This window comes from Pseudomonas sp. PAMC 26793 (genome assembly GCF_000313235.1).
Lineage (GTDB): Bacteria > Pseudomonadota > Gammaproteobacteria > Pseudomonadales > Pseudomonadaceae > Aquipseudomonas > Aquipseudomonas yamanorum.
Window position 1 is genome coordinate 1 of sequence record NZ_AMXG01000008.1, and the last position, 19,044, is coordinate 19,044.

Genomic DNA, 19,044 nt, shown 5'->3' on the forward strand with positions numbered 1-19,044 from the left:
TCAGTCGCTGTGCTCTTGCTTTTGATTTTGATCTGCAGGCCCCGTTAACCACGATGGCCGCAAGCAGGCACGGTGGAGCGGGTAAATCGGCAGGGAAGCCAAGCAATCCCCCCAATCCCAACTAAGCTCACTCCCCAACAAAAACAACGCCGAGCGCCCCCCAATGACCCACCCCACCGAGGCCTTCCGCGCCACCTACCGCGCAAGCATCACTCCCCACTACAACCCATGGCTCCACGCCGGTTTCGTCTTCGGCTACGGCCTGCTCTGTATCAGCCTGTTCTGGTCCACCACCCAGCAAATCCAACCCCTGGAATGGCTGACCATCCCCCTCACCCTGATCTTCTTCAACCTGTGCATCTACCTCGTCCACCGCCACCTGGGCCACCACAAACACCCCTTCGCTCGGCTGTTCTACGCCCGCCACACCGGCGACCACCACAGTTTCTTCACCCCAGGCCACATGACCTACGACAGCCCGCGAGACTGGCGCGTCATCCTGTTCCCCGCCTGGCTCATCCTGCTCCACAGCCTGGTCATCACCCTGCCCGCCTGGTGGCTGCTCAAACACCTCAACCCGAATGTCGCCGGCCTGTTCGCCGGCTGCATGATCCTCGGCTACCTGCTCTATGAGTTCTTCCACGCCTGCGAACACCTGCACCCCAACCACCCCGTGGCCCGCCTGCCATGGATCCGCCAGATGCACCACCTGCACGCCCTGCATCACCGCCGCGAACTCATGCAAGGACGCAATTTCAATATCGTCCTGCCGCTGATGGACTACCTGTTCGGCACCCTGCATTGGGAACCCATCCACACCGACAACCAGGAGTCGTCATGAGCGCCCGCCCAAGGAAAGTTCATCATGTCGTCCTGTTGCTCCTGATCGCCATCGTCGCCTTCCTGCTGCTGATGCCCACCAGGGTTCAACCGGTCAACTGGTCGCCGCCCAAGGCGCCGTCCATGAAGGACGGGCCCTACGCCGAAAACCAACGCCTCAAGGCTGTAAAAAGAACCGGCGCCCAGGACATTGCCGGGCCAGAAGCTCTGTTACTGGATGGCAAAGGTTTTCTCATTACCGGACTGCATGACGGGCGCATAATCCGCACCGCGCCCGAAAGCCATATCCTCGAAGAACTCACCAACACCCATGGCCGCCCGCTGGGCCTGGCCCTGCACCCTGACGGGCGCCTGATCATTGCCGACGGAATCAAGGGCCTGCTTGCCCTCGACAGCCAGCACAACCTCACGACCCTCGCCACCAGCGCTGCCGGCCTGCCGTTTGGCTTTACCGATGACGTCACCGTCGACGCTGCCGGGCGTTATGCCTACTTCAGCGATGCGTCCAGCCGCTGGGGTTACGGGGAAGACGGCGAGGCGGTGATCGAGCACGGCGGCGATGGCCGGTTGCTGCGTCATGACTTCAGCAACGGCCACACCGATGTGCTGCTGGACCAGTTGCAGTTCGCCAATGGCGTGGCCCTGGGGCCCAACGAAGAGTATGTGCTGGTCAACGAAACCGGCGCCTACCGCATCAGCCGCTACTGGCTCAAGGGTGACAAGGCTGGCGTCCACGACCTGTTTATCGACAACTTGCCGGGCCTGCCAGACAACCTCAGCTTCAACGGCCAGGACCGCTTCTGGGTGGCCTTGTATTCACCACGCAACCCGTTGCTCGACGGCTTTGCCGGCTACCCGCTGATGCGCAAGATCATGGTGCGGGCTTTGATGGTGGTGCCCAAGCCCATCGAGCGTAAGGCCTTTGTGCTGGGGCTGGATGTGAACGGCAAGGTGATCGCCAACCTGCAGGACGGCAGCAGCGGTAATTACTCGCCCATCACCACCGCCCGCGAGTATGGCGACTGGCTGTACCTGGGCTCGCTGACCAACACGGGCATGGCACGCTTGCCACTCAAGCAGGCATTGGCGCAATGACGCAAAAAGGGGCAGCCCTTGCGGACTGCCCCTTGCCTTACTTGAACAACCTCATCAGTGAACGATGGTCTGGGTGCAGATGTGGCCCAGGCTGACGTACTGCACGTTGCTGCCGCCTACGCCAACACCAGGGAACTCATCCAGCTCGATGCGCCAGCCGCCTTCGTTGAAGGTGGTGTCCCACTTGTAGGACACGCCGGTGCTGCTGTCGTTGAAGATGGCGCGGTAGTCACCGTTGCAAGTACCCAGCGTGGCGGTCGCGGAAGATGCGCCGGCGCTGTTGGTCGTGGCCTTGTAATCAACCCAGTGATAGTTGATGTCATAGAAACGCTTGTCGACCCGCAGCACCGGGGTGATGCCCGGCAATGGTACGCCGGTGGTATCCGACCACTGGGTGCTCCAGTTCAACAGGCGTGCGGTTTGAGTGGCGGTCGAAGACATCGAGAACGGAATCCTGACGATGTTGTCACCGGTCACACTGTTGCTGTTCAGACGTGGGAAGGAACCCAGCGTCAACTTGTAGTGCGCAGTTGGGTCCTGCGCCACTGCGGTGTTGGCTCGCACCCGCACCTTGGCGGTAAAGCCCGCTGCGCCCGACAGGCTCACGCTGGTACCGGCCGGGACGGCAACCCAGTTGCTGCCGTCGAAACGATCGAGGATCCACTGGTTACGCGTGCCTTCGCGGTCCTCTTTCAGGGCCAGGGCGACATTCTGGCCACGCACCGACTTGAAGTCGAAGTAGTCAACATCATTGGCGTTGTCGAGGTTACCGACCACCTGGTTCAGCGCATCCGGCAGCACAAAGGCAGTCTGCGCGGTGTCGTTGGGTTCATAGGCGTCCACGTTGGTGTCTGCCGCTACGCCAAAACTGAACTGCGCGTTATTCGCCGTGTTCGCCACCATGTACCAGTAGTAATCACCCGCCGGCAGGATGCCGCTTATGTATTCGTCGGCATTGCCCGGGTTATCGGAAGTCGCCAGCAGCACCGGATCGCCACCTTGGCCGTCATCCCGGAACAGGCTCAACGACATATCGGCACCCGCACTCTGGCCGATCAACTGCACCAGTACGCGAGCGCTGTGGGGCAGGTTGAAGTGGTAGGGAAACTCCTGGCCGGTCTGCACTTCACTGATGGTGTAGAGGGTGTTGATGTCCAGGGTCGGGAACAGCGGAACGAAATCGGCGGCGGCCGCTTTCAGCTTGCCCTGGCTGGGCTTCTTCGGTTCGCTGACCACGGTTTCAGTGATGCCGGCTTTGCTGGTGGCCGGTTTGAGCACCGGGGTTGTACCCGCAGCCAGGGCGTCCTTGAATTTCTTCGCGAGTTCTTCGGAAAGCGGCTGGGCTTGAAGGGTACCGCCGGGCTTGAGGTCGAAGCCCGATGCAGGCGTGACCGCCTGTGGGCTGACGGTCGAAGGGTATTGCTCGGCCAGGGCAAAGGCCGAAACGCAGCTGGCAGCCATCATGGCCGCGCCCAATACAAAGGCTTTTTTAGATTTCATTTTTTATCCATCCATAGTTAAAAAATTGAAGCTCAGGTGACCGGTGACATCCGGTCACCTAGGATGGAATGTAGGACAAAGCTGTATTTATGTACAGTATTTTCTTAAAAAACTACCATCTAATCCAGACGTACCAGAGCGCCGAACCAACAAATCCAACCATTCCAAAACGATATGGCCACAGCACCCAGCGCTTGAGAGATAGAGGAACCGACGCCAGCTCTGCCGCCGTCACGTCTCCTCTTCTGATGTGCAGCCTGGGCAGTGAAAGAAAGTCGACAATCAGACTCAAACGCTTGTATCTGTCGATCAGTTTGTTTCTGCCCCAAAACCGTTTGTTGTCACGGACCAAAACGTTATCGATGAAGTAGCTTTCCAGTTCATCCAGTTTTCTGTACTCGACGTATAGCTTCAAACCCAAAAAAATAAATGGCCATCCCCCCATTAAAATCACGCTAAATCCGTACAACGAAATAGTCATGCGCCCTCTCCCTCATAGAATAAGTCGCCGGCCATTTCTCCTAATGCTCCCCCCACGGTTCCACCGGTATACCCTCCCGCAGCACCGCCAATAATCCCGCAAGCGAGTTCACCTTTCCCTTTGGTAGCGATACCCAAAACTAATTTACACAAACCACGCGCCACCTTTGCGCCCAATACCCCGCCACCGGCGGCCCCACCCACCCCGCCCACCAACTTCCCAGCCTCCACATACTTCGCCCGCCTACACATCGCCTCCCGCCCCTCCATGCACGCTTCCTTGATCTCCAACCCCGCAACCCCCACATCCAACGCCAGCCCCACATACGTCCCCTTGCCCAAAAACCTCGACGTCTCGGCAATGCTGCGAAGCCGCTGCGTATAGCCCACGATTTCACTCTTGTGCAGATAACTCTTGGTGGAAATACCCAGTACTTTTTTCAATGACTTATTGGTTTTCAGGCTCGTGCCAAATCGCGCCGCGCCTTGCAGTTGAGTATCCAAGCGCCGGAACAACATCTGCCGCTTCTGGATAAACGCTTTCTTATTCAAGGCTCCTCCCTTGAGTTGTTGATGCAAACGCTCAATCTCTTCCAGAGTGCGCTGGACCTCGTCCAGGTGTCGCCCCCAGGCCGCCGTCGAACTGCCGATTCCCACCGAGCTATAAGCCAATAAACTCTGGAGTAGATCATAGTTATTGATCACCGCCGCCCCAGCCGAGGCATCCAGTTCCAGGTTGCGTCGAATCTCCTGGGCATGGCGCATCAACCATGCATCATCAGTAGTGCAAGCCACACCGTAGTCGTCGGGAACGATCACCATCTGCCCCGGCGTCACCAGGCTTATCTGGCGCAAGTGCAGGCTCAATGCGTCGAATTGATCGGAGAGTTGCCGACTGGACCCGGTCAGCAAGCGGGACTTCAAACTGAGGTAGTCCGTGGTGCGGTCATTGATGTATCCCTGCGCCATCACTTACATCCCTGATGTAATGAATATCGCGCAGGAATATAAGCAGGCTGACACAGCCCGGACACAAGCCTGGGACGGCTGAAATTACATTTGGGAAATCACCTACCTGGCAGGTAATCAAGGCCTACAAAAAGCATCGGACTCAGTACCCCGTCATCTCCAGATACCCCACCCCACCCTGAAATTTCACCGGCCCTTCCCAGTAAGGAATGCTCAGGTTCATCCAGGCTTTCGGGTTGACCGCTTCCGTCGTGATATCCAGACGCTTGCCCGGGATTTTCAACGACCATTGGGTGGGAATAGTGCGCCCATCAATGGCGGTCGTGCCCAGCGGCGTCAGTTGAATATCCTGGTTGTGCAGGGTCTGTGTGTGGCCCACCTTATCGACCCAGGTGCCGGTCAGGTAGGACGGTCCATCTGTCTGCCGCACCCGAAACAGCATCAACTGCTCGCCGCTGTCCAGGTGCAGGGAGAACCAGTCCCAGCCGGTCTGGCTGGCGGTCAGGGGCTGGCTGCTCCATTCGCGGTCGAGCCAGGCGGTGCCGGTGACTTGGTAAGATTTTCCATCGATAGTCACGCGTCCATCCGCCTGGAAAAACGGCTGGCTGTAGTAGTACGACGCCTGGCCCTGCTCGGACTTGCGGCTGTAGCCGTTGTCGCCCTGGAGCACTAATGGGCGACTGGAGGTCAGGTGCAGGTCGTAATTGAAATGCTCGCCGGCAGCCTTCAACTGCATGTCCGCCAAGGGGCTGGTTGCACCGGGGCGGGTGGCGAAATTCCAGTCATCGATCCAGGCATTGAACGGTACCGCCTGGGCACCCGCCTGCCCCACGCCGCCACGGGCATAGCGTTCGGCAGCGTAGTGGTGAGTGGCCGAGGTGACGGCGGCGTGGCCGAGCCAGATCGTCGAGTCGTGCCAGCCCGGTTGCGTCGGCCCGGCCTTGAGGGCGTTGCGAAACAGTGTCCATTGCACGCCGTAGGCATTGCCCTCGGCGTCCTTGAGGTTGGCGGTGAGGTACCACCATTCGATGCGATAGCCGTCATGGGGGCCGTGGTCGTCGGGAAAGCTGAAGACTTTACCGGGCACCACTTGAGTGAAGTCCGCCGCCTGGCTACCCAGCCCGGCGAAGCTTTCTTCAGGCGCTGGCGGTTTGTCGCAGGCGCCCAGCAGCAGGAACGTCGCCCATAGCAGGCACTTAATCTTCATTGGCAAAGGTCCTCAGCAAATCCGCCGGACGACTGCGGTACAACTGCCACAGCGGCCAGGCCGACGCCAGCAAGGTGGCCAACATCGCCAGGCCCAGCAGTTGCGCCAGTTGCCACGGGAACACCTGCAACGGCAGGCGCCAGCCAAAGGCCTGGACGTTGATCACCACATCCAGGCACCACGCCAGCAACAAGCCCAATGGCAGCGCCAGCACCAGGGTCAGCACCGCCAGCAGCCAGGTTTGGCCGAGGTTGAGCAGCATTAATTGGCGGCGCGTCACGCCCAGCGCCCACAACGGTGCCAACTGGCCAAGGCGGCTTTGGCTCTGGGTCAGCAGGTTGATGAACAACGCCACGCCGGCGACTCCCAGGGTCAGGCTGTTGAGGGCGGCGGTGGCGGCAAAAGTTCTTTCGAAGACCTGGCTCGACCAACCCTTGAGCTGCTGCTGGTCGACGATGCGGCTGTCTTCCAGGGCGAACCGGTTCTGCACGTCACGCACCAGTGGCGGTACATTGCCGGGCAGTACCCGCAGGTTGAAACGTGCCGGTGATAATCCCGGCCAGTGCTGCAACAGGTGCCGCGCGTTCACCAGCAGATGGCCCTTGGGGTTGCCGTAATCGGCGTAAATCCCCACCACCTTGGGCGACCAAGGACCTTGAGGCGTGGGAATGTTGATGACATCCCCCAGCCGCACCTTGAGCCTGCGTGCCATTTGCTCACTGAGCATCAGGGTGTCGTCCTGCAGCAACTGGCTCCATGGGTCCGTTGCCGCTTCCAGCAACGGCCAATGCTGGCGATAAGTAGGGTCGTCGACCACGCCGAACAGGTCCGCCGGCCAACCTTGCAGTTGCACCGCAACCTGCCAGGTGGGCAGTACCGCCTGCACCAGTGGCTGCTGCACCAGCCAGGTTTGCAGCGCGTCGGCCTGGGCCGGGTTTTGCGGGTTGAGGTACAGCTCGGCGGTCAGGCGTTGTTCCAGCCAGTTGTTGAAGGTCTGGCGAAAGCCCGAGGTCATCGAGCCCGCGCCGATATTGGCGGCCAACGCCAGCAGCAAAGCCATCAGCGCCAGGCTCAGGGCCGGCAACTGCTGGCGGCAATCGGCGAGAAACCATTGCCCCAATACCGAACGGCTGCGCCCCAGCACCGCTTTGAGCACGCCATTGAGCACCACCGGCAAGCCCAGCGCAGCGCCCAGCAACAAGGCCGCCATCAAGACAAAACCGCTGGCTAGGCTATCGCCAAACACCAGGGCGAGGATTGCGATCAGCAAGGCAGCGCCCGCCACCCAGCCCTGGCGTCGCAGCCAGCGCCCATGGGCCTGATGCCAGGCCTGGGCATTGGCCAGCGCCAACAACGGCAAACGCGCCGCCCGCCACAAACTGCTGGCCCCGGCGAGCAACGCGCCGAACAACCCCAGGCCCAGGCCACTGAGCCACCACAGCGGGCTTAGGCCCAGTTGGCCGGGCACTTCGGCGCCGTACAAGCCGCGCAAACTGGCGGCCACGTCCGGCAACAACAGGCTGGCCAGCAAGTACCCGCTGGCCACGCCCACCAGGCCGCCAAGCACGGCCATGCCACCGAGTTCGACCGCCAGGCTGAGGATCAGCATTCGCGCGCTCACCCCGCACGCACGCAAGGTTCGCAGCAGGCCGCGCCGTTGCTCCAGGGCCAGGCCGATGGCGGCGTGCACGATAAACAGCCCCACCACGAAGGACAGAAAGCCCAGCGCATCGAGGTTCAGGTGGAAGCTTTCAGTGAGGCGCGCGAGGTTGTTTTCCTCGGCCTGCTTGAGCTGCAGTTGCGCGCCCAGTGCCGGCGGCAAGGCGGGATGCGCGGCGGCAAAGGCCTTGTCCAGGAGCAACCGCGACAGGCGCTGGGGCATGTCCAGCAGCGGTTGGGCGAAGCCGATGTCAGTCAGTAACAGTCCGGGAGCCATGTCCGGTTGTACATGCAGGGGCGGCAGGCTCAGCCCGGCGACCGTCAGTGGCTGATCGCCTTCTTTCAGGCCCAGCGCCTGCAAGGTCTGCGGCGCGATCCAGGTGCGTCCCGGCGGGTTGAAGAAGGCGATCATCTGCGCCCGGTCCAGGGTCTGGCCGGCCACCGCGCCACCGCCGGGCAACGACACCGGGTCGATCCCCATCACTTGCAGGCGCAGGTCTTCATGGCCCTTGAGCGTCACCCGCCCCTGGACCACCGGCGACACCGGCCAACCCGCACGACGCAGCTCGGCAAACAGCGCCTGGGGGAAACTGGCCCCGTCCGGCGCACTGAGGCTGGCCTGGGGTTCACCGCCGATCAGTTGGCTGGCCCGGGCATAGCTGTCCCGCGCCTGGCTATTGAGGGCTTGCACACCGGTCAACAGCGCGGTGGCCAGCCACAGGCCGGTGAGTACGCTGAAGAACTGCACGGGGTGGCGACGCCAATGGCTGAGCAGCGCGCGCAGCGTCCAATAGAAGACACGCATTTCAGCGGGCGTCCGCTGCGAGTACCTGGCCGCGGTGCAATACCACCTGCTGGTCCAGGCGCGCCGCGATGCGCGGACTGTGAGTCACCATCAACAAACTGGTGGGGCTGTCCCGCAGCAGGTCCAGCAGCAATTGCAGTACTTCATCGCTGGTGGCTTCGTCGAGGTTGCCGGTGGGTTCGTCCGCCAGCAACAAGCCAGGCCGCGACGCCAGGGCTCGCCCCACCGCCACCCGTTGCTGCTGGCCGCCGGACAGTTGTTCGGGGTAACGCTTGAGCAAGTCCCCGAGGCCCAGGCGTTCCACCAGCTGTGCTTGCCACGCCGGATCAAGGCGCCCGGCCAGGCGCGCCTGGAATGCCAGGTTGTCCTCCACCCGCAAGCTACCAATCAGGTTGAACTGCTGGAACACCAGGCCGATCTCGGTACGCCGCCAGTGGGCCAACTGCGCTTCGCTCATCTGGTCCAGGTGCTGATCGCCGACCTGAATGCGGCCACGGTCGACCTGGTCGAGCCCGGCCACCAGGTGGAGCAAGGTACTTTTTCCACTCCCGGACTCGCCCATCAGCGCAAGACTGCTACGCTCTCCCAGGTACAGGTCGACACCCGCCAGCACGGCCAGAGGCCCCTGCGGCGTGCCATAGCTTTTAAACACCCCTTGTACCTGCAGCATCACCATTCCCCACCTGCCTCTGGACTGAGGCCGAGAATAACGGTTGTCACATTTTTATGTCACAACCTTGGGCAAAAGGAGCGCCCCATGACTCACCGCAAATTTTTCACATTGATTTCACTCGGCGGCCACCTGCCGCCCTCTAAATTGCCGCCCATAAGCAGATAACAGGCCGGTTATTTTCGAACGCCCGTTAGTGCAAGTGAACAAATTTTTATATCGGTATGTTCAGCAAAAAGACAGCGCCCCTGTGACACGCTTTTGCACATTCCTGCATCAGCGCCCTTCACTTGGCACCCTGCCTAACTTGCCGCTGCCGGTTACTGGATTACGCCTGGAAGTTACCAATGGTGAATAGTGTGGTTGACCTGTCTCTGAGTAAGCCCCGCTCACGCTGGGCATCTATAAAACAGTTGAACAAACTATGGTTGGGTCTGGCCTGCGCTGTAGTGGTCAGCCTGGCAGTGGTCGCGTTTATCTGGTGGCCTCGATCGCCTCTGGACCTGGGCGTGGGCCATCGCCTGCTCACCTCTGGAACCGTAGAAGCCTGGCGCAACGGTGACCTGGTGGTGCTGGTACGTCATGAAGAACGCTGCGACCGCTCCAACAACCCCTGCCTGGGCCCCGCAGACGGCTTGACCATCAGCGGTACGGTCGCTGCCGCCGCCACCGGCAAGGCCTTTCAGACCCTGGGCATGGAAAATACCGACGTACTGAGCAGCCCCACCACGCGTACGGCGCAGACCTCGCTGTTCATGTTCGGCAAATCCGAATTATCACCCGGCCCACTGGCTATCTGCGGCCCCGCCATCGCCGAGGAACTGCGTCCTCACAAACTCGCAAATCGCAACTTGTTGCTGGTCACCCACAGCGCCTGTATCAGCGACTTTGAAGAAGCGCTGGGCTTCGAACACGCCGCGCATGCCGAATACGGCAGTGCGTTGTTCGTCAAGCTTCTGCCCAATGGCAAGTTCAAGGCGCTGGGTATTATGAACACCAAGGACTGGGCCGCCGCTCTAAAGCAACTTTGAACACTTATTTACATTGAACATTCAAGTTTGTTCAGCGAAAAGACAGCCAAGGCATGAGACCTTTCATGGTTTTAATTCGTATTTACTTGGGTGCTATTCATAGCTAACTAATCATTTAGATGTTAACTGCATGATCACGACTTTCGATGACTCATTGGACGACACACGTTTAACGAGCTTGACTGGGGCAGACGGACATTCAACTCCGCTCCCACTAACAGACTGTTTAAGGAATAACGTTCTGTGCCGCATTTTTACCCGACCAAGACCATCCTCCACCCCTCGCGCATGGCTGATCCAGCGCTCGCGCTGATCCACCGTCAATACTGCTTGAGAGTGCAATAGCCATGACCCGCCTTAAACCATTGCCCGTATTGCTACTGGCATTCGTGATGTTCTATCTGCTGCCACTGGGCCTGCATGGCCTATGGATTCCTGACGAAACACGCTACGCCCAGATCAGCCAGGAAATGATCATGAGCGGCAACTGGGTGGCCCCGCACTTCATGGGCGTGCGCTATTTCGAAAAACCCGCGGCCGGCTACTGGCTGATCGCGCTGGGCCAGGCGATATTGGGTGAAAACCTGTTCGGTGTGCGCATCGCCTCCGCGCTGACCACTGGCCTTAGCGTCATGCTCGCCTACCTGATCGCCCGCCGGCTGTGGAACGACCCGCGCAAGAGTTTTGCCTGCGCACTGCTTTATATGAGCTTCGGCCTGGTGGCCGGGCAAGCCGGTTACTCCAACCTGGACCCGCAATTCACCTTCTGGGTCAACCTGAGCCTGGCAGCCCTGTGGTTCGCCCTCGACAGCGCCAACCCACGTGCCCGCCTCGCGAGCTGGGCATTGCTGGGTGTGGCCTGCGGCATGGGCTTCATGACCAAGGGTTTCCTGGCGTGGTTGCTGCCGGTGCTGATCGCCTTGCCGTACATGCTCTGGCAGCGTCGCTTGGGCGAACTGCTGCGCTACGGCCCGCTGGCGATTCTGGTGGCGGCAGTGGTATGCCTGCCGTGGGTACTGACGGTCCACCTGCAGGAGCCGGACTTCTGGCGCTTTTTTTTCTGGCACGAACACATCCGCCGCTTTGCCTCCGACAACGCCCAACATGCCCGGCCGTGGTGGTTCTACCTGCCGCTGATGGTGGTGTCGTGTCTGCCGTGGGCGGCGCTGCTGCCAGCAACGCTGTGCAAGACCTGGAAAGACAAAGGCCAACCGGCCATCGTCTTCCTCGCGCTGTGGATGCTGCTGCCCCTGGGCTTTTTCAGCCTGAGCAACGGCAAGTTGCCGACCTACATCATGCCGTGCCTGCTGCCGCTGGCGCTGCTGATGGGCCATGCGTTGATCGACCTGCTGGCCAACGCCCGCCCCCGTACGCTGCGCGTCAATGGCCTGCTCAACCTGGGCATCGGCCTCGCGGCAATGGTAACGCTGATCTACCTGCAAATCGACAGGCCGTTGTACGGCAACAGCCACAGCGAGATGTTCAACCTGTCCCTGACGTTCATCGTGCTGATGGGCTGGATGCTCGCCAACCTGCTGCAAGCGTTCCGCCCGCTGGCGATGTGGGCGATGCCGGCCTTGGGCATTGGCCTGCTGGTGGCGCTGTTGCCCGCCGGCATGCCGGCGGTGGTCGAAGATAACCAGATGCCTGACCAGTTCGTGCTCCAGCACCTGGACGAGCTGCAACAGACCCATGCGCTGCTGAGCAACGAACTGGAGTCGGCGTCTGCCTTGGCATGGCGCCTGCGCCGGCCCGAAGTGACGCTCTACAACACTGAAGGCGAACTGCGCTACGGCCTGCAATACGCTGACTCGATGCACCGCAAGGTGGATCTGGACAGCGTTCAAGCCTGGCTCAAGCAGGCGCGCCAGCAAGGCCCGGTGGGCGTGATGATGCGAGTCAGGAGCACCAGCGAAATGCGCGAAGCCGGCCAGCTGCCGCTGGGGGGCAAGCGTTATTACAAGGGTGACCTGGAGATCATCATCTACCCGCCATTGCCGTAACACAGCCGCACTAATGTGGGGTGACCCATTAAACACTCATCCCACATCGGAACTGCTCCATGACCTTCTGGAAAACCGAACGCGGCGCCCTGCTGTTGCTCCTTGGTGTGTCCGCCGCCATCCTGCTGCTGGGCCTGGGCGCCCGTGACCTGTGGGGCCCGGAAACCCGCTGGGCGAACATCACCCTGCAGATGCTGCAAAGCGGCGATTACTTCGACCCGTACCTCAAGGGCACCCCGTACTACGACAAACCCTTGCCCTCGTATTGGCTGATCACCGGTTTTGCCAACCTGATGGGTGGGCTGGGGCCGTGGTCGTTGCGCCTGTCATCGGTCATCTCGGCGTGGCTGAGCATCTGGCTGGTGTACCTGATCGGCGAGCGGCTATTTCGCAAAGGTACCGGCCTGATTGCCGGCTGGATGCTTGCGACCACCTTCTACTTCATCTTCTGGGCCCGGGTCGCCACGGCGGACGTGCTGACCGTGTGCGGCGTGCTGGCGGCGGTGTGGTGGTATTGGCGCGGGCCGGACGATACGCGTCTGGGGCGCTACACCGTGTTCTTCCTGTTGCTGGCCGCGACATCGCTGTTCAAGGGGTTGATCGGCTTTGTACTGCCGGGCCTGGTGCTGTTGCCGCACTTGCTCAGCGAACAGCGCTACAAGCGTCATCTCAACCTGCGGCTGGTGTTGGCCGTAGCCATCGCCGGGGCGTTCTACGCGGTTCCGTTTGTACTGTCCCATCTCTACGGCGCACCGACCTACGGTGAAAGTGGCCTGGAACTGGTGTTCCGGGAAAACGTGGTGCGCTTCTTCGACCCGTTCGACCATATGGGGCCGATCTATACCTACCTGATCTACCTGCCGGCCTACACCTTGCCCTGGGCTCCGTGCTGGATCCTCGGCCTGTGGCTCGCCGTGCGGCATTGGCGCGACACCCCGCCCAACACCCGCTGGCTGGTGTGGGGCCTGGGCCTGCTGTTTGTGTTCTTCACTGCCAGCGGCAGCCGGCGCAGTTACTACGTGCTGCCGCTGGTGCCGTTCGCGCAGTTGCTGGCGGCGTGGTGGGTCAGTGAGCGTATCGCCCGCAAAGGTACGGTCGGCCGGGGTTGGTACCGTGGGTTCGGCATCGCCGCCGGCGTGATGCTGCTGGTACTCGGGGTGGTGTATCCATGGACCAATGGCAATGGCGGCGTGACCCGTTTCGCCGATGACGTTCAAGCGCAGGCGGTGAAAAGCGCGCCATGGAACGAGTGGCAGATGGTGATGGTGGAAGTCGACAACAAGGTGCCAATGTACCTGCAAAATCACGGGACGCCGTTCTACTACGTCGCCGAAACCCAGGATTTTCCACGCCAGGGCGACAGTGCGGCGTTCATGGCCTGGCTGGAAAAAACCAGCGGCCGTACCTTTGATCCCAAGCGCACGATTATTGTCGCGCAGTACACCAAGGATGACCCGACGCCGCTGGCCTATCTGGGCAACGATCATCAGGTCATCACGACCCAACCGGACAATGGCGAACGGTTGTTCCACAAGCGTGACGCTGGCAGCGTGGCGTTTGTGCCCAACGCCGCGCCGTAGCACTGGCGGCACGGGCCGGGCATTGCTAGTGTGGCGCGCTTAAGCCACCGCCCGAGCCCGGCCGCCCATGCCCTACTCTTCCCCTGCACTCGCTGCCCTGACCCTCATGGTGCTCGCTGCGCCGGTCACGGCAGACACGCCAATGCCAGTCAATATGGTTTACCTGCGAAGCCTCGATCCGAGCATCGCGCAGGACATTCGCTACGCCAGCCCCCATAACTTCACCGGAGCGCCGCTGGACGGCTACAACGCAGCCGAATGCGTGCTGTCTGCCGACGCGGCAAAGGCCCTGGTGCGGGTCCAGGCCGAGTTGGCCAGGCAGGGTTACGGCTTGAAGGTATTCGACTGCTATCGCCCCAGCCGTGCCGTGGCGAACATGGGCCGCTTCGCCAGCCTGCCGGGGGATCCGGCCAAGGCCGAGTTCTATCCCCGGGTGAACAAGCAGGATTTCTGGCGCCTGGGCTATGTGGCCAAGGTTTCCAACCACTCCCGGGGCGCGGCGGTGGACGTGACCCTCATCGGGCCCCAGGCGCTGCCGGCAAAAACCTGGAGCCCAGGCACCCAGGCAGTCGATTGCGCCGCCGATTATGGAAAGCGCCTGCCCGATGGCGGCCTGGACATGGGTACCGGCTTTGACTGTTTCGACGACCTGGCGCATACCGATAACCCGGGGATCAGCCAAGGGGCGCGGCAAAATCGCCAACGGCTCACCGCAGCGATGAGCAAGGAAGGCTTTTCGGGTTATGCCGGCGAATGGTGGCACTTCACCTACAGCCGCAACCCGGTACGGGCCGAGCCGATGGATTTCCCTATCGAGCCGCTGCGGTAACATCACAACACAGCTTCAACTTGATAAAGCCCGGTGCAAAAACTAGCGTTTGAGGTTTCACTCTTTTCAAGGACTGAACCACATTGAACCCGCTCATCAAAACCTGCGCGGCGCTGCTGACGCTGCTTTCAAACGTGGCGCTCGCGCAAATCCCCGACGACAGCCGGCAACTGATCGTGGTCACCACCCCGGACTGGAACGCCCTCCAGGGCACCGCACAACGCTATGAGCGGCATGGCCAAGGCTTTCAGAAAGTCGGCGAACCCTTTGCCATCGTGGTTGGTAAAAACGGCATGGCGTGGGGCACCGGCCTTACGACGCCAACCCCCGACCAGCAGCCCCTCAAGCATGAAGGCGATGGCAAGGCCCCGGCCGGCATCTTCAAGCTCGGCAGCGCCTTCGGCTACGCCCCCACCGCCGATACCCGGTTGCCCTACACCGCCAGTACGGCGACCCGCGAATGCGTGGATGACAGCCAGTCCAGCCACTACAACACGCTGGTGGACAGCTCGACGGTGAACAAGGACTGGACCAGCTCCGAGCAGATGCTGCGCAAGGATCAACTGTACCGCCAGGGGATTTTTGTCGAGCACAACACACCGGCTTTGGCCAACGGCGGCTCGTGTATTTTCCTGCATATCTGGCGCAGCGTCAGTGCGGGAACATTGGGCTGTACGGCGATGGATCCAGTGAATATCCAAGCGTTGTTTGCCTGGCTGGACCCGCGAGAAAAACCAGTGCTGGTGCAACTGCCCGCGGCGCAGTACGACCTCTACCGGGAGCGCTGGAAACTACCCTTGCGTTGAGCCGGCGGCCCGGGCTTCCTCCAGCAAGGCCTGGATGACCTTCTCCTGATTGTCATAACGGCCTTCACCGAAATGGCTATAGCGGACTTTACCGGTGGCATCAAAGAAGTAATGGGCCGGCCAATACTGGTTATCGAAAGCGCGCCAGATCCGGTAGTCGTTGTCGATGGCCACCGGGTAATGGATGTCCAGCTTCTTGACCTGGCTGCGCACGTTATCCAGGACTTTCTCGTAGGCGTTTTCCGGCGTGTGTACACCGATCACCAGCAACCCGTCCCTGGCGTACTTCTTCGCCCACTGATTGACGTACGGCAGGCTGCGCTGGCAGTTGACGCAGTCGTAGGTCCAGAAATCCACCAGCACCACCTTGCCCTTCAGGCCCTCGGCCGTCAGCGGCGGCGAGTTTAGCCAGGCCACCGCGCCGTCGAGGGACGGCATGCGCTCATCGGACTGGCTGAAACTTTCGGCATCGACGTTATTGATCAGGTAGTTCACCGCCTTGGGCACGCCGACCAAGGCAACCACCAGTGCCAACAGCAGCAGGCTTTTTGAGCGGCTCAGGTATCGGATGAAGTTCATGGGGGTCACCTCGTGGCCGGGGGTGTTTCGGCGCGTTTGCGAGCCGTGCCGTTTTGCGCCAGCGGCGTGTTCTGGAAGCAGGTTTCGCTGCCGGTGAGTTTTTTCGCGGTGGCGGCGTTCACATCCGCCGCCACGCCCGCCATGGAAAACGCCAGGGCGCTGAGAAGGCTGTTGAGTGGGGTCATGCACGGTTCCTCGGGAATAGCCGGGGCGGATCGCCTCGGTGGGTTCATTTGAACCCTGGGAGGTATCCGGATTTTGTCGGCCAAGCCATGATTTTTGCGTCGACGTGTATCTCGTCATCGCCAGATACACTGCAATACAAAGGGCACAAGGCAACCCGGCCGCCAGTGGCTAGACTGCGCACCAATGACTATTCAACGAGGAAGGCAGCATGGATCACGTCGATCACATTCTGATTGTCGATGACGATCGGGAGATCCGCGAACTGGTGGGCAACTACCTGAAAAAGAATGGCCTGCGCACCACCGTGGTGGCCGACGGTCGGCAGATGCGCAGCTTCCTCGACACCACGCCCGTGGACCTGATCGTGCTGGATATCATGATGCCGGGCGACGATGGTTTGCAGTTATGCCGCGAACTGCGGGTGGGCAAACACAAGGCCACGCCGATCCTGATGCTCACCGCGCGCAACGATGAAACCGACCGCATCATCGGCCTGGAAATGGGCGCCGACGATTACCTGATCAAGCCCTTCGCCGCCCGTGAACTGCTGGCCCGCATCAACGCCGTGCTGCGCCGCACCCGGATGCTGCCGCCGAACCTGGTGGTGACGGAAAGCGGGCGGCTGATTCGCTTTGGCCGCTGGCGCCTGGACACCACCGCCCGCCATCTGCTGGACGAAGACGACACCCTGGTGGCCTTGAGCGGTGCCGAATACCGGCTGCTGCGGGTGTTTCTCGACCACCCGCAGCGCGTGCTCAACCGTGACCAGTTGCTGAACCTGACCCAGGGCCGGGACGCAGACCTGTTCGACCGCTCCATCGACCTGCTGGTCAGCCGCCTGCGCCAGCGCCTGCTGGACGACGCCCGCGAACCGGCCTACATCAAGACCGTGCGCAGCGAAGGCTATGTGTTCTCCCTGGCCGTGGAAATCCTTGGGGACTCGGCATGACCCTCACGTTCCGCTGGCCGCGCACCCTGGCGGCGCAACTGTCAGTGATTTTCATCGTCAGCCTGCTGTGCGCCAACGCGCTGTCGTTCAGTGCACAGTTCTATGAGCGCTACATGAGCGCCCGGAGCGTGATGCTGGGCAACCTGGAAAACGACGTGTCGACATCGATCGCGATCCTCGACCGCCTGCCCGCCGCCGAGCGCGCCAGCTGGCTGCCGCGCCTCGACCGCAACGCCTACCGCTACCTGCTGAATGCCGGCGAACCCGGCGAGCCGATGGCCAGCGACGACGTGCCCATGGCCGCCACCTCGATTGCCGATGCCCTGGGCGAGCATTACCCGCTGACGTTTCGCAACATCCCCGGCCTGCAAAAACACTTCCAGGCGCACCTGACCCTGGCCGATGGCAGCCCGATCACCATTGATGTACACCCCAAGCCCATCCCGTTTGCGTTCTGGCTGCCGGTGGTGCTGGTGCTGCAACTGGTGGTGTTGCTGATATGCACCTGGGTCGCCGTACGCATCGCCATCCGCCCGCTGACACGGCTGGCACGGGCGGTGGAAACCCTCGACCCGAATGCGCGCCCGACACCGCTGGACGAAACCGGCCCCACCGAGGTGGCGCATGCGGCGGCGGCGTTCAACGAAATGCAGAAGCGGATTGCCGAGTACCTCAAGGAGCGCATGCAGATTCTGGCGGCGATTTCCCATGACTTGCAGACGCCGATTACCCGCATGAAATTGCGTGCCGAGTTTATGGAGGACTCGGTGGACCGGGAAAAGCTCTGGAGTGACCTGGGGGAAATGGAGCATCTGGTGCGCGAGGGTGTGGCCTATGCCCGCAGTGTGCGTGGGTCCACCGAGGCCAGTTGCCGGATCGACCTGGATGCGTTTCTCGACAGCCTGGTGTTTGATTACCAGGACATGAACAAGCAAGTGAGTTTGACCGGTAAAAGTGCGGTGGTTTTGGATACGCGACCCCATGCGTTGCGTCGGGTGCTGGTGAACCTGGTGGATAACGCGCTGAAGTTTGCCGGGGCGGCGCAGTTGGAGGTGGGGTCGACGGCGGCGGGTGAGCTTTCGATCAAGGTGCTGGACCGGGGGCCGGGGATTGCGGCGGATGAGTTGGTGCAGGTGATGCAGCCGTTTTATCGGGTGGAGAGTTCGCGTAATCGCGGCACTGGGGGTACGGGGTTGGGGTTGGCCATCGCCCAGCAACTGGCGGTGGCGATTGGTGGGGAGTTGACGTTGAGCAACCGGGACGGCGGGGGGTTGTGTGCGGAGGTTCGGCTGGTGCTGTGACTGGGCTAGGTTGAGTACATATCCGTTATTTAGGTAACGGCTACTTATGGTTCCGCTCTTACAGCGGCTCACTTTTGAAGAGCGCAAAAGTAAGCAAAACGCTCTTGCCCCACCACTCGGCACCTCGCTTAGGCTCGGTGTGCCCTCACTCCGGCTTTGGACCGTGGGCCGCCGCGATGGGCCATCCTTGGCCCAGCGCGGCTAACCCGGCGTCCTGCCGGGTTACCCACGCTCCAAAGCCTGCGTTCGGCCAGCGTGGTTTAACGGGGCGCCTAAGATCAAGATCAAAAGCAAGAGCACAGCGGCCTCCCGGCCGGCTTGAGTGTTTAGAAGCAAAATCAAAAGCTAAAGCGGGCACGGTCAAATGTGGGAGCTGGCTTGCCTGCGATAGCATCAACTGGGTGTACCTGATGCACCGAGTTGTCTGCATCGCAGGCAAGCCAGCTCCCACAGAAAAGCAGCTCTGTATCTTGCCTCTGCTTTTAACACTCAAGCCGGCCGGTAGGCCGCTGTGCTCTGCTTTTGATCTGCTTTTGATTTTGATCTGCGGGCCCC

At 61.3% G+C, this 19,044-nt stretch carries 16 protein-coding genes and 1 pseudogene; 9 read left to right on the forward strand and 8 right to left on the reverse strand.

Going from position 1 to position 19,044, the window contains the following annotated elements; all coding sequences use genetic code 11:
- The first annotated feature begins 163 nt into the window (after positions 1-163).
- Positions 164-841, forward strand: a complete 678-nt coding sequence (locus D109_RS0100905) for a sterol desaturase family protein (RefSeq protein ID WP_017475213.1) — start codon at positions 164-166, stop codon at positions 839-841.
- The gene (locus D109_RS0100910) at positions 838-1,935 is read left to right on the forward strand and encodes an SMP-30/gluconolactonase/LRE family protein (RefSeq protein ID WP_017475214.1); all 1,098 of its coding nucleotides are present in this window, start codon (positions 838-840) and stop codon (positions 1,933-1,935) included. Before D109_RS0100905 ends, D109_RS0100910 begins: the two co-directional genes overlap by 4 nt.
- A gap of 54 nt (positions 1,936-1,989) precedes the next feature.
- On the opposite strand, the gene D109_RS0100915 is transcribed toward D109_RS0100910, so the two are convergent.
- The 6 genes from D109_RS0100915 to D109_RS0100940 all read right to left on the reverse strand — a co-directional run bounded on the left by D109_RS0100915 (position 1,990) and on the right by D109_RS0100940 (position 9,225).
- Positions 1,990-3,435, reverse strand: coding sequence for a hypothetical protein (locus tag D109_RS0100915; protein WP_017475215.1), 1,446 nt, complete (start codon positions 3,433-3,435; stop codon positions 1,990-1,992).
- A gap of 112 nt (positions 3,436-3,547) precedes the next feature.
- Entirely contained in the window at positions 3,548-3,916 is a 369-nt protein-coding gene (locus tag D109_RS0100920; protein WP_017475216.1) for a hypothetical protein, read from the reverse strand.
- Positions 3,913-4,884, reverse strand: coding sequence for a hypothetical protein (locus D109_RS0100925; protein ID WP_017475217.1), 972 nt, complete (start codon positions 4,882-4,884; stop codon positions 3,913-3,915). Before D109_RS0100925 ends, D109_RS0100920 begins: the two co-directional genes overlap by 4 nt.
- Positions 4,885-5,026: 142 nt before the next feature.
- The gene (locus D109_RS0100930) at positions 5,027-6,091 is read right to left on the reverse strand and encodes a lipocalin-like domain-containing protein (protein WP_017475218.1); all 1,065 of its coding nucleotides are present in this window, start codon (positions 6,089-6,091) and stop codon (positions 5,027-5,029) included.
- Entirely contained in the window at positions 6,081-8,555 is a 2,475-nt protein-coding gene (locus D109_RS0100935) for an FtsX-like permease family protein (protein ID WP_017475219.1), read from the reverse strand. The genes D109_RS0100930 and D109_RS0100935 overlap by 11 nt, the downstream gene beginning before the upstream one ends.
- Before the next feature lies 1 nt (position 8,556).
- Positions 8,557-9,225, reverse strand: a complete 669-nt coding sequence (locus D109_RS0100940; protein WP_026077695.1) for an ABC transporter ATP-binding protein — start codon at positions 9,223-9,225, stop codon at positions 8,557-8,559.
- Positions 9,226-9,572: 347 nt separating this feature from the next.
- On the opposite strand from D109_RS0100940, the gene D109_RS0100945 reads away from it, so the two are divergent.
- The 5 genes from D109_RS0100945 to D109_RS0100965 all read left to right on the forward strand — a co-directional run bounded on the left by D109_RS0100945 (position 9,573) and on the right by D109_RS0100965 (position 15,474).
- Positions 9,573-10,256: a histidine phosphatase family protein gene (locus D109_RS0100945; RefSeq protein WP_026077696.1), complete on the forward strand. Its 684-nt coding sequence runs from the start codon at positions 9,573-9,575 to the stop codon at positions 10,254-10,256.
- A 347-nt stretch (positions 10,257-10,603) separates the two neighbouring features.
- Positions 10,604-12,259: a lipid IV(A) 4-amino-4-deoxy-L-arabinosyltransferase gene (gene arnT, locus D109_RS0100950; RefSeq protein ID WP_017475222.1), complete on the forward strand. Its 1,656-nt coding sequence runs from the start codon at positions 10,604-10,606 to the stop codon at positions 12,257-12,259.
- 59 nt (positions 12,260-12,318) lie between these two features.
- Positions 12,319-13,839, forward strand: coding sequence for a glycosyltransferase family 39 protein (locus tag D109_RS0100955; RefSeq protein ID WP_017475223.1), 1,521 nt, complete (start codon positions 12,319-12,321; stop codon positions 13,837-13,839).
- 67 nt (positions 13,840-13,906) lie between these two features.
- A complete protein-coding gene (locus D109_RS0100960) occupies positions 13,907-14,668 on the forward strand; it encodes a M15 family metallopeptidase (protein WP_026077697.1) in 762 nt (253 codons plus the stop codon).
- Between the two features lie 83 nt (positions 14,669-14,751).
- Positions 14,752-15,474, forward strand: a complete 723-nt coding sequence (locus D109_RS0100965) for a L,D-transpeptidase (protein WP_017475225.1) — start codon at positions 14,752-14,754, stop codon at positions 15,472-15,474.
- On the opposite strand, the pseudogene D109_RS0100970 reads toward D109_RS0100965, so the two are convergent.
- Positions 15,460-15,981, reverse strand: a pseudogene (locus D109_RS0100970) (thioredoxin family protein); the annotation flags it as partial. The gene D109_RS0100965 and the pseudogene D109_RS0100970 overlap by 15 nt on opposite strands.
- A 77-nt stretch (positions 15,982-16,058) precedes the next feature.
- A complete protein-coding gene (locus D109_RS0100975; protein ID WP_017475227.1) occupies positions 16,059-16,238 on the reverse strand; it encodes a hypothetical protein in 180 nt (59 codons plus the stop codon).
- A gap of 209 nt (positions 16,239-16,447) precedes the next feature.
- Here D109_RS0100975 and D109_RS0100980 point away from each other — a divergent pair, with 209 nt between their 5' ends.
- Both D109_RS0100980 and D109_RS0100985 read left to right on the forward strand, forming a co-directional pair.
- Positions 16,448-17,188 carry a response regulator gene (locus tag D109_RS0100980; protein ID WP_017475228.1) on the forward strand — a complete coding sequence of 247 codons (741 nt, stop codon included), beginning with the start codon at positions 16,448-16,450 and terminating at the stop codon, positions 17,186-17,188.
- On the forward strand, positions 17,185-18,489 hold the full coding sequence (locus D109_RS0100985; protein WP_017475229.1) for an ATP-binding protein: 1,305 nt from the start codon (positions 17,185-17,187) through the stop codon (positions 18,487-18,489). Before D109_RS0100980 ends, D109_RS0100985 begins: the two co-directional genes overlap by 4 nt.
- Positions 18,490-19,044: the final 555 nt, after the last annotated feature.